Origin of the sequence: Colwellia sp. BRX10-4 (genome assembly GCF_014077465.1) — a bacterium.
Taxonomy (GTDB): Bacteria; Pseudomonadota; Gammaproteobacteria; order Enterobacterales; family Alteromonadaceae; genus Colwellia_A.
The window spans coordinates 26,830-39,112 of sequence record NZ_JACGVZ010000015.1; the positions used below are offsets into that span (position 1 = coordinate 26,830).

The following is a 12,283-nucleotide window of genomic DNA, read 5'->3' on the forward strand; positions in this document are numbered from 1 at the left end:
TTTTGTTAGCCCCGACTTTAGAGAATTATTTTATGAACAGTAAGCAACAACCAATATTTATTCATATTCCCAAAACAGGTGGCACCAGTATTAATTGTGTGATGAAAGGTACAGAGTGGCAAACACCACTTGACTATCACTACCGTCATTTAGATTTCGACACAAAAACATCTACTTGTGGTGATATTTTTGATAATAAAAATAATAAAACCTATCAAGAAGAATTTATTTTTATGATGCTTAGACACCCAGTTGACAGACTGATATCTGAGTATTATTACATTAGAAATAACCATGAATTCATGGACTTCCTAACGACTAAACCTGATAGTTTTTCAGCCTATGTAGACAACGTTCAAACCTCGAATTACATGCTTAAATTTCTTGATGGGCAAAGGATCTATTCTGAAAGTCAATTAACAGAAAAGAGAGCATTAGAAATTATTGAGTTAATTGATACTTTAGATATTCATGTTGGGATTTTTGAAGAGTATGACCGCTCTTTAAGTTACTTTAGCGAAGTAGGTGATTTTGATTGGCCAGAGACAATTGATGTAAAACGAGCAACGATTAATCGTCCAACTGTTAAGCAAATTCCATCAGAGGTTTTAGAAAAAATACTGACTGCCAACAAGCTTGATATTCAACTATACCTGCATTGTAAAGCTAAACTCATAGAGCGAACTCAAAAACTCGCTATTAATAAAATTAAATACCAAGGTGGGAAGTTAGACTTTGTCATTCCCTACACGATGTGGAATTGCATCTTAGATATCGAACTAACGAACAATACCTTCATTGAAGAAAACAAAAAATTCTTTGTGACGCTTAATACTTATCTACATAAAACAAGCGGTTCAGGCAGAGAATACGCTAAAAACTGGATGAAACTATTTAAAAAATCTGTCGCGTTATATTTCAATGCAACAAAGTTTGCCAAACAAATTAAGCAAATTAAGAAGCCTTCCCCTATCGACGAAATAATCGCTGTGGCAAGAGCTATTGATGAAGCGACAATAAAGCCCTCAATGGGTTTAGATATAGGGAAACCACGTATAAAATTGTCACTAACACCTTTGATGGGTGAAGCATTGCAACAAGATGATGTGATCAAAAAAGGGATAATCAAATGGTAATCCCTTTTTGATCATCCCTAAACGTTTATCACTTTATTGCTAACTTAAATTTTTTGTAGCCCATGTAGCTTTATTGTTTCAATAAACTCACGGTGACTTGGTAAGCTACTTTTAATTTTATCGAGCATTTTCAAGTTTTGCTGAAAGTGCTTTTTAGCCAGCATATCATTATTATATAAATAGTCTTGTTTGCTTAAGTCGCTTTTGAAATTCAAGCCATATAAAACATATTGAATACTCGCAATTGGGAAAACATCAAACTGAGCATCAGTATCATTAATATGAGGTGGATGATATTTCCACAACGCTAATAAATCTTGCAAACGATCTGACATTGATTCTTTTTGAATATTATCAAGCCAATATGCTTCATCTGTTCTTTCTGAAAGCACATAGTGCAGTTTCAAAAAGTCTATTATTGCTTCCCACTTTTTAATAAAGCCATTATTAAATTGCTTAGCAATAATTTCCATACTATTAAAGTCAGTCGGTAGCCGTTCACTTATCCACTCGACAGAATTATCGACCAAGATTAATGCTGAAGCTTCTAAGGGCTCTAAGAATCCAGCTGACAAACCAATAGCGACACAGTTTTTATGCCAAAATTTCTCTCGATATCCTGAAGTAAAAGGGATTTTTCTAAAATCCATCCCTTCTGCTTTAGGACCAATATGCTCTGCAAAGGTTTTAATCGCGTCTTCATGGCTCGTATGGTCACTTGAATATACATATCCCATACCTTTACGACTACTTAAGCCAATATCCCAAGTCCAGCCAGCAGTTTGTCCTGTTGCGATTGTATGACAAGCAATATCTTCACCTTCGTCATAAGGTATTTGCGTTGCGATTGCAAAATCATTAAACAAATACTTTTTAGCCGAGATAAACGGGACTTTCATCGTTTTGTCAATGAGGAGTGCGGCAAATCCTGAACAATCTACAAATAAATCACCATTGATTCGTCCACTTTTTTCACAGCCCAGATATTCAATGTAACCATTATCATCTAAATTCACGTCAATAACTTTATCAACCACATGGTTAACGCCCATCTCAATGGCTTTTTCTTTAATAAGTTCAGCCACTTTTTTAGCATCAAAATGATAAGCGTAATTCAGAATCGATTGATATTCAGGAGTCACTATTTTTTTAGGAGCAAGTCCCGCTTCACATATCTGATCCTGAAAATCTACTGCTTCAGCAAATCGACCATATTGTTGTTGGTTTTCTTTCTTCTGCCAATAGGCAGCCATATCAAACTGGCCATAACCACTGGGTACATTGAAAGGATGATAATAAAATTCTTTTTTATCATTCAGGCGCCAGCTAACAAATTTAGCGCCTTGTTTGAAAGTAGCGTCACATCGTCTAATTAATTCAGTTTCAGAAATACCAATAGTGCGTAATGTTTTTCGCATTGTTGGAAAAGTACCTTCACCAACCCCTATTGTAGATATTTGATCTGATTCAATCAATGTGATGCTAACATTCGAATTTTTACCACCACAATGCTGTTTGGCTAACATTGCTGCAGATATCCAACCGGCTGTGCCGCCACCAACAATGACTATGTTTTTTATCGCTTTATTCATTCATAATTCCTTCAGAGTATATTCGCCTGAAACTCATTTATTAACGCCATACTACTTATTTAACAATTTATTTAAGTTGTCCTATTAACCACTTCTTTACCCCTTTTTTGGTTTGCTCATCTAGAGGTTCTAAAATCCCTCTAATTTCTTTGGGGATATGCTCATACTTTTGGTGTTGATCTGAGAAGATGAAATAATCAAATAAAGCTTTCCAAGTATTCTTTTGTACTAAAGGTAAATCACGAATAGAAAGCATTGCCATTAATATCGTATCAGCAGGAACAGGTTTAGTTTTGCCATTAATAGAACCACCTTCCCAATAATTCACTAATACATTGACGCCTCCCTTAGCCCGAACATGATGCCACCAAAGGATCGGAATATAGATAGCGTCACCCGGTTCAAGCTCGGCAACAAGTGCATTATCAAGAGCTTGATGAAATTTAGGATACTTCTCAAAGTCAGGTTCATTAAAGTCAACTAAACTCAACTGAGCCCCTGCGGGGGTAAAATCCATAGGACCTACATAAAGATTTTCGATTTGCTCTGGAGGAAATAAGGTAAAGGTTCGTTGTCCACTTACAACACAAGCAATATTTTCTGAATCATCATAATGAGCAGATACCACAGCATCGTTACCAATCCAAATTCTCGGTGGGACACTTTTATCAAAAAATTGAAAAGGATTATTCTTTTCAAATTCAGGAAAATAATCAGCAACTGGCGCACTTTGTAAGGCAAGAGTGTCCGCTTTGTTATCTTTACTATTGGCTAATACATCACGGAAAAATGCATCTAGTGGACCAACTTCTCTTTTGAAATTAAAATCAGTCATTTCTTTGTTATAAAAGAATCGTCCTTTTTCTTCTGGTGGTATCCGTACAAATTGGATGTCACCACCTATATATAAATCAGAAAAATATTGATATAAACCTTCAACACTATGTTTCGCCTGCTTTACAGCAGGCCAATCATTTACTAGCCCCTTTAAAATTGCAGGTTGATGTAAGGGGAGTATTTCTTCTTTAAATACCTCAGGCGTTACATTATGCCAACAAGCAATTCTTTTTAGGGCTCTTTTATACATATATACTCTCTTACTCTGGGGTAAAATTAGACTTTAACTGTAACAAGCGATCAAATTGACTAAGGGATGCTAAATGAGCATAAATTGCTGCAAAATATTTACGCTTGTAAAGTGTTAATACTAAATCATCTGAAAGTTCGTTTAGTGCTTCTTCATCAACTTTATAAAGCCCGTTAAGCTGTCGTTCTCCTTCTTCACCTAGGGTAAGTGTTACCTCTGCTGGTTGTAATAAGTCATTTTCAACTAAGAAGGTAATAAAAATATCCGTTGCTGCATCTTTCGCTAAAATGTCAGTAAGCATATTTGTAACTTGCTGAGTTGCTTCTGAAGGCTTGCCATCTTCATCAAAAATTTGAACACCTTCTTTTTCATTCAAAAGTGCACTGTTCTCATCGATACATAAGATCATTTCACTTTCATCCGCTACTTTTCCACCTGCAGCAAAAGGATAACGCCTAATATTTAAAGGAATATAGTTGCTACGCACTTTATTATTAGCAAAAACTAAGTTTTCTTTGGCATTAAGACCTAACAAACCCACACTTTTGAATTTTCCTGTTTCTTGTTGTTTAACAAAAACAATAGGGAAATTTGTTGATGCAGGTATAAACTCAGAAGCGAGTAAAGGCGTCATATTTTGATTACTAACGTGTGCATAGTTACGGTCAACATTTACACGTAAGTTTTTATGTTTAACGGAATCTAGTGGAATCATATTTATTGTTGTCATTGTTAAGTCCTCTTAAATTTCTGTTGAGGTATAAGCAAAAAAATACCTTATATTTTGCTTATGCCATACTTTTTTATTTTATTAATAATATCTCGATGCGACGTTAAGCTTTTCTGGGCTTGCAAAGCATGTTGTTTAATTCTCTTTATAGCTTTGTTTGCTTGGTCAATATGAGGATAACGTTCACTTATTTGGCTAAGATCTGTCATAAAATCCATACCATAAAGTACGTACTGGTAATTCTCTAATTGAAACACTTCATATTTACTCGAAAAATCTGATTGGGTGGGTAAGTTAAATCGCCAATATTCCAGCTTTTCTAATAAGCTATCAGGTGCTGTTTTGGGGTTAACATTATCTAACCAAAACTCGTTATCGCGTCGTTTACTTAAAAAGTAATGTAATTTAATAAAATCGATGACTTTATCCCATGCTGTCCGACTAATATCATTAAATGATTTTTCAGCATAGACCATTCCATGGGTAGTTGTTGGGAGTTTCTCGGCGAGTAACTTGGCTGTAGCTTCTACAATAAGTAATGCCGTTGCTTCTAAAGGCTCAACAAAACCTGCAGAAAGACCTATCGCTACACAGTTTTTGTGCCAAAACTTTTCTCGGTACCCTACTTCCATAGGTATGCGTCTGGCTGATAAATCAGCAGACTCATCACCGATATAATTTCTTAAAATTTCTTCTGCTCTATCATGGGATGTGTGATTTGAAGAATAAACATAACCAACACCTCTTCTTTTCGAAAGCCCTATATCCCATGTCCAACCAGCTTCATGAGCTGTTGAAATGGTATAAGGTGGAATTTCTTTTTCTTCATCAGCATACGGAACTTGAATAGCAAGCGCATTATCAACAAGTAACTGATGAGCTTTACTGACAAAACTAACCTTTAATGCTTGCCCCATTAAACGACTAGAGAAACCTGAGCAATCAACAAAAAAGTCTGCATCTACTGTTTGACTATCTTTTGCTCTTAGTTTTTCGATACTTCCGTCAGGGAATAAAACAACCTCCTCAATAGTCAATATTCGATGATTAATGCCTAAGTTTTTACAACCATGTTTCGCTAGGAATTTTGAAAATTTCCCTGCATCTAAGTGATAAGCATACTCTAATGTACCAGCATACTCTTTGTCGGTAATGCGTTTTGGACTTAAATGTAAATCGCATATCGTTTCTTGAAAGCTGACATGACTTGCATAGCTATCATTTCCTTTATTTAATAACCAATAAGGCGTGAGATCGAAGCCAGGAGTTTGAGGGTAATTAAATAAATGATGATAACTGTGGTGATGTGCTGATTTCGGCGTATGTAGCCAATCTACAAACTTAATTGACTGCTTAAACGTAACATCACATTCTTGAATGAATTCAGTTTCATTAACTCCAATCATTCTTAAGGTCTGACGCATGGTAGGCACTGTACCTTCACCTACGCCAACAGGTGGTATATCAGCAGACTCAATAAGGGTAATAGTTGTTGTTACATCATTCGCATTATTTAATTGTTTCGCAAGTATACAAGCAGTTAACCAACCAGCTGTTCCTCCGCCTACGATCGCAATATTTTTTATTGGTGAATTCATGCAACTCTCTGAATCTGATTAAAATTAAATATGTAATATTTATAAGATATTCACTAGAAAAAAAGCCGAGCCTAAGCTCGACTTACTTATCATGTCAATGTTAACTCAATAATTAGAAGTTAAGACGTACACCAGCAACAAAGCGACGACCGTTCGAATATAGTGATACTAAACGTGCTTTATCAACATTGTATTCAAATATTTCTTCATCACCAAGGTTAACAGCTTCAAGCGTAAATGTTACATTTTCACTGAAGTTCCAGTTTGCACTTGCATCCCACTGACCAAAGTCATCGTTATAAACTTCAATACCTGAGAAGTTAATTCCTTTGTACCATGCACTACGATAGTTATACATAATGCGAGCACCAAAAGTATCATTTTCATAGTATGCAGTTAGGTTCAATGAATTTTCAGATGTACCTTCAATTAAACCAGAACCAAGGTTAGCTTCATCACGCTCTTCATCTGCGTCTGAATTTGTATAAGTGTAGTTAATACTTGCACCGTAGCCACCGAAGTCATGCTGAAGACTTAATTCAACACCGTCTAATAATCCACCAAAACCATTACCCGGTTGAGTGAAATCAACATCAACAAACTGATTTTCTCTCTCAAAAAATCTAGGTTGAGTATCGATAGTGCTAGTACGTAATGTATTAAGATCTTTCACAAAGTATGCTGCAGAAAATAAAGATGCGTCTGCATAGTAATACTCATAAGAGATATCAAATTGGTTTGCGATGATAGGTCTTAATTGAGGATTACCACGAGTACCTGTATTTTGGGCCGTTGTTGATAACGCCCCCATAGATTCATTACCTGAAATATCCTGCCAGTTTTGACGAGACATTACACGTGCAGCACCAATACGTAAGATTTGATCTTCAGCAAGGTCCAAAGCGATATTAAAGCTAGGTAAGAACTCAGCATAATCATTATCTTGACTTACCCACTCAATACTAGAAGGGTTTAACCAGCTACCATTTTTAGTACGTAAACCTGAAGAATCATTTGAATATTCATAACCTGAAGATGTCTGCTCAGTAGAAACGTAACGAAGACCTACATTACCGCGGAAACCATCACCAGAAAAATCACCTTGAACATATAAGGCAGTTATATCTTCTTCAACCGACCAAACTTCACCTAAACCTTCATGGTTAGCATATCTAGCATCTGGACCAAAGGCCAATGCTTCCATAACTGAACGATTTTGTACAATTTGATTGGCAATGTTACCACCCGCTGCCGTGTCAACATTTACACTACCTAATGCATCTAAATCACAATCAGCCATTGTTGGACAACTAGCAAAGATAGATTGCATTGTACCATTCCAATCTGAATTAGGATCTGTTGCTTGAGTTGCATGCCAACTATATACTTCACGATCTTGTGAACGTTCAGCGTCTCTTGATTTAACGCCGAATTTAACTATAGAGAATGCACCTACGTTAACAGGCACCTCAAGATCTAGCTGAACCCATGATTCTTTATCTTCAGCAGGCTTAGCACCACCCCAAATCCAACCAGCAGCAAATTCAGAACCGTCAGAAGGATCAACACCAAAGTTAACTGTTGGCTTACCTGTTAGGTCATAATCATAACCTGCTTCTACTGCACTGTATTCCCAAGATGTTTCACGTATCGTTCCGCCTTCACCTTTTGTAGTACCAATTTCAAAGTTAAGAGTATAATCGTCTGTTTCATAATCGATATCTAAATGGTATTGCTCTGTTTCAGTGCTTGAAACACGGTTGATCATATTATAAGACGCTTGCCCTAAAGGATCTGATGTCGCTAAAATAGCGCCATCTTTTACTTTAGTAGCATTGGCAATAGCTGTCGCTCTATTTCTTGCTGGGAAATTAAGCAAGTTAGCATTTTGGTTATCGACATCCATTTTAGATTGAAGTGCATTAAATGTAACTAACAATTCATCACTTGGAGCGTATTGTAACGTAGCAAATACTGTTGAACGTTCACGGTCTTGAAGGAAACGTGGAGCACCTAAATTACCAGGAACAATAAAGTCATCATCGGGTGATTTTTGCCAGCCTAAAACTTCAAAGCCTTGGCGTTCAAGTGTACGGTCTTGTTTTACAGCAGAGACCATAAAACCGAAATTTTCGTCTTCATTTTTCCAAGAATACATCGCAGAAGCTAGCGGATCTGTTTTTTCTGATACATCAGAGTATTGTGCTTCTAACCCAATGCTAACACTGTTAGCATCCATTTCTAGTGGACGTCGTGTATTTAAAACAACAGTACCACCTATTGAACCTTCATCCATTGATGCTGTAGCTGATTTGTGAACCTCTAATCCTTTCACAATTACAGATGGCAACATGGTGTAGTTAAAACTACGGTTAGCTTCATCAAGAATAAACCAATCAGCAGAACCCACTGTTTGACCGTTTAATAATGTACGGTTATATTTTGGACCAGCACCACGGATTGAAATTTTCTCACCTTCACCGAACTCACGACTAACAGCAACACCTGTAATACGTGATAACGACTCAGCAACGTTTTTGTCTGGAAATTTACCGATATCTTCTGCAGTAATAACATCTACAACGCTATCAGCGAAGCGTTTGGCATTGATATTTTCTTTCAAAGAACCACGAATTCCGCGAACTTCAATTACTTCAGTTTCTTGCTCGGCAGCTTTAACTTCTTCAGCAGCCATTGCGAATGGTGTAGCACCGCCCGCTAGCACTAGAGCGATTGAACTCGCTAACATGCCTTTTTTAAATTTTTGAATTGACATCGACTTTCCCTTACACACGTTTTTTTAAATATAATAGTTATGTTTTTATAACCTTATCAAAGACAGCGCTGTCTTTTTAATTCATGACAGCGTTGTCATAGGTTGGTAAAACATTACACAATAAATGACCATCTGGCTACACTTGATTACCATTTAATCAGCACCTTTAATGCAACAAACTGTAAACAATAGAGTTTTATTTTAGTTTTTTTATAAATACACTGTATTTTTCTCGTACATATAAACAGTTTTTATACATTTTTAGTACTATTTTATTCATTTAAAGTAACGTTTAATGAATAAAAAATTACTTTAGCGAATACTAGAATTTAATGTCATTAAAGAAGTCGACACAAGTAATTTTATTGTTTCAAAAATAAAAAACGCTGAAAATTTATCAGCGTTTAAAGTAAACTAAAGTAAAATTAAAGCTTATTTAGCTTTATTATAATAGTTCATTAAGTTAAGCGTAGAGCAATCATGACTGAGCGCAACATTACCGCTTTGCAGCTCTTTATGAATACTTTCTGCTAAGCCTTTACCTAATTCAACGCCCCATTGGTCAAAAGAGCATATTTGCAGCACAATACCCTGCACAAAGATTTTATGTTCATAGAGTGCAATTAAGTTGCCTAACGTTTTAGGATCTATGCGTTTTAAAAGAATCGTGTTGGTTGGACGATTCCCTTTGTGCACTTTATGAGGGGCCACCTTATCGATGTAATCAGCTGTCCGTCCTTTTGCTTTCAAATCAGCACGAACTTGCTTTTCATTGACGCCAGTCATTAATGCTTGTGTCTGTGCAAAAAAATTCGACATTAACGTTTCGTGATGACCAGATACCGGCGTAACACTGGCAACCGAACCAATAAAATCAGCCGGTACCACATTATTACTTTGGTGCAGGTACTGATAAAAAGCATGCTGACCATTAATACCCAGTTCACCCCATATTGAAGGTACGGTGGCATAGTCAACTTCATCACCATTCCACGAAACAGATTTACCATTACTCTCCATTTCAGCTTGTTGTAAATAAGCAGAGAGCATATGTAAGGTTTGATCGTAAGGGAGGATCGCTTGAGATCTAGCTCCTAGAAAGGTGGTATTCCAAACGCTAAGTAAAGCCATTATTGCTGGCATATTTTTTTCTAGTGGTGCACTTTGAAAGTGTTCGTCCATTTCATTAGCGCCATCAAGCAATTCTATAAATTTATCAAAACCTAGATCTAACGCTATTGCTAAACCGATTGCTGACCATAATGAGAAGCGCCCTCCGACCCAATCCCACATCCCGAAAATATTTTCTTCTTTAATGCCAAACCCCATGGCATTTTCTTTATTCGCGGTTACTGCAACAAAGTGTTTACCGACCGCATTATCATCAAACGACGATGCGCTAAGCCACCTTATTGCTGTTTTAGCATTAGTCATAGTTTCGGTCGTGGTAAAGGTTTTACTGGAAACAATAAATAGCACTCTTTCTGGGTCAAGCGGACGAAGTATTTCTACTATTTGCGCGCCATCTACATTAGAAACATAATGAACATTAATGCTTTTATCACTGTAGTGTTTTAACGCCTCGGTGACCATCTGTGGACCAAGGTTGGAACCACCAACACCAATATTAACCACATCAGTAATACGCTTTCCTGAATAACCTAACCACTTACCTTCACGAACATGATTTACAAAAGCTTCCATTTTCTGTAACTGCATTTGAACGCTGGTGGTGACATTCTCACCATCAACAATCAGAGGCTCTTTGCTTTTACGGCGTAAAGCTGTGTGAAGAACAGCACGGTCTTCTGTTTTATTGATTTTTGCGCCAATAAACATTTTTTCGCGCCATTCAACAACTTTACATTCACTAGCCAACTTGAACAGTGTATCCATTGTTTCAGTATCAATGAGGTTCTTTGAATAATCTAACAGTAATCTAGGTAACTCTATAGAAAACTTGTCAAAGCGTTCACTGTCTTGAGCAAACAGATCATTCATGTGCTGAGATTGTTTCTGTTGAGCAAGCTGAGTCAGCTTTTTCCAACTATTGAGTGTTTGACGACTTGACATAAATATTCCTATAGTGCATTAATTTAACCCTTTAATGTTGTACCATATTTGATAATGACAGCGCTGTCAATTTGAATTTTTATCCTTTATTTCTATAGATTAGTATAAAGGTTTGAGTTATTTTAAAATAAGTAGTTGCCGCCGTGCCAAAGAAACAATACTCTGTTGCGCTGCATTAGGGTTACATAACAAGAATAATACACAAGGCCGTTTTAACCGATGAAAGCTACAATAAACGATGTTGCCAAACAAGCGGGCGTTTCGATAAAAACCGTTTCAAGAGTAATGAACAATGAATCATCTGTACGACAATTGACTCGAGATAAAGTCATGGAAGCCGTAAATGATCTACATTATCAGCCCAACTTAGCGGCGCGAAACTTAGCGGGTACTAAGGCATACAGCATTGCTTTTATCTATGATAACCCTAATGCATATTATGTCATTGATATGCAAAATGGTATTTTAGCGGCTTGTAAACAACAAGGTTTTGAATTACTTATTCATCCTTGCCAAGCAAAATCAGTACATGTACTTGATGAAATTGCTGACATGGTTAGAAAGACACGAGTCGCTGGTTTAGTGCTCACCCCACCTTTCTCTGAAATGCCTGAATTTGTCCAAAAAATTATCGACCTAAATGTTGATGTTGTTCGGATAATGTCTGGCGATGTAGCACCCGATGAATTAGCCCCATGCATTATGGTAAATGACCATGCAGCTTCGGTAAGTATTACTCAACATCTCATTGATTTAGGCCATAAACACATTGGTTTTATTGCCGGTGAAGCAGCACATATGTCAACGGTTGAACGTTTAAGAGGTTATAAACAAGCCTTATCTGACAATGGCATTGCACTTGATGAGCGGTTAATTATTAATGGCGAGTATTCTTTTGAATCTGGCGTACTTGGCGCAAAGCAATTAATGTCTGAAGATATTCGCCCAAGCGCTATTTTCTCATGTAACGATGAAATTGCGGCGGGTGCTTTGTTTGCTGCTCGGTTAATGGGGATATCAATACCAGATCAACTTTCTATTGCTGGTTTTGAAAACTCGCCTTTCTCTCGCCAAACATGGCCACGTTTAACGACAGCAAATCAACCGAACCAAAAAATTGCTGAAGATGCAGCGAGCTTATTAATTGCAAAGTCGCGTAAACAAACCGCTCAAAACAGTGTTCATCATTACACGCCACAACTGATTGTTCGTGACTCTACGGGTAAAAGCCACTAACGGCTTATGAATAAAAAATTCAAGCTTTATCTTTGATTTCAATTCTCTAAAGATA

8 protein-coding genes are annotated in these 12,283 nt (G+C 36.8%); 2 read left to right on the forward strand and 6 right to left on the reverse strand.

Translation table 11 applies throughout. The features are described 5' to 3' along the window. Positions 1 to 32: 32 nt before the first annotated feature. A complete protein-coding gene (locus H4J67_RS12625; protein WP_182172609.1) occupies positions 33 to 1,136 on the forward strand; it encodes a sulfotransferase family 2 domain-containing protein in 1,104 nt (367 codons plus the stop codon). A 44-nt stretch (positions 1,137 to 1,180) separates the two neighbouring features. Here H4J67_RS12625 and H4J67_RS12630 read toward each other — a convergent pair whose 3' ends face one another. The 6 genes from H4J67_RS12630 to pgi all read right to left on the reverse strand — a co-directional run bounded on the left by H4J67_RS12630 (position 1,181) and on the right by pgi (position 10,992). Next, positions 1,181 to 2,728: a tryptophan halogenase family protein gene (locus H4J67_RS12630; RefSeq protein WP_182172612.1), complete on the reverse strand. Its 1,548-nt coding sequence runs from the start codon at positions 2,726 to 2,728 to the stop codon at positions 1,181 to 1,183. 67 nt (positions 2,729 to 2,795) lie between these two features. Continuing rightward, positions 2,796 to 3,815 carry a cupin-like domain-containing protein gene (locus tag H4J67_RS12635; protein WP_182203938.1) on the reverse strand — a complete coding sequence of 340 codons (1,020 nt, stop codon included), beginning with the start codon at positions 3,813 to 3,815 and terminating at the stop codon, positions 2,796 to 2,798. Between the two features lie 10 nt (positions 3,816 to 3,825). Further along, positions 3,826 to 4,545: a SapC family protein gene (locus H4J67_RS12640; protein WP_182203940.1), complete on the reverse strand. Its 720-nt coding sequence runs from the start codon at positions 4,543 to 4,545 to the stop codon at positions 3,826 to 3,828. Positions 4,546 to 4,592: 47 nt separating this feature from the next. Continuing rightward, positions 4,593 to 6,143: a tryptophan halogenase family protein gene (locus H4J67_RS12645; RefSeq protein WP_182172622.1), complete on the reverse strand. Its 1,551-nt coding sequence runs from the start codon at positions 6,141 to 6,143 to the stop codon at positions 4,593 to 4,595. A 112-nt stretch (positions 6,144 to 6,255) separates the two neighbouring features. Beyond that, on the reverse strand, positions 6,256 to 8,919 hold the full coding sequence (locus tag H4J67_RS12650; RefSeq protein WP_182172625.1) for a TonB-dependent receptor: 2,664 nt from the start codon (positions 8,917 to 8,919) through the stop codon (positions 6,256 to 6,258). Positions 8,920 to 9,351: 432 nt separating this feature from the next. Continuing rightward, positions 9,352 to 10,992 (reverse strand): glucose-6-phosphate isomerase, encoded by a 1,641-nt coding sequence (pgi, locus tag H4J67_RS12655; RefSeq protein ID WP_182172628.1) that lies wholly within the window; start codon positions 10,990 to 10,992, stop codon positions 9,352 to 9,354. A 219-nt stretch (positions 10,993 to 11,211) separates the two neighbouring features. On the opposite strand from pgi, the gene H4J67_RS12660 reads away from it, so the two are divergent. Continuing rightward, a complete protein-coding gene (locus tag H4J67_RS12660) occupies positions 11,212 to 12,228 on the forward strand; it encodes a LacI family DNA-binding transcriptional regulator (RefSeq protein ID WP_182172631.1) in 1,017 nt (338 codons plus the stop codon). Positions 12,229 to 12,283: the final 55 nt, after the last annotated feature.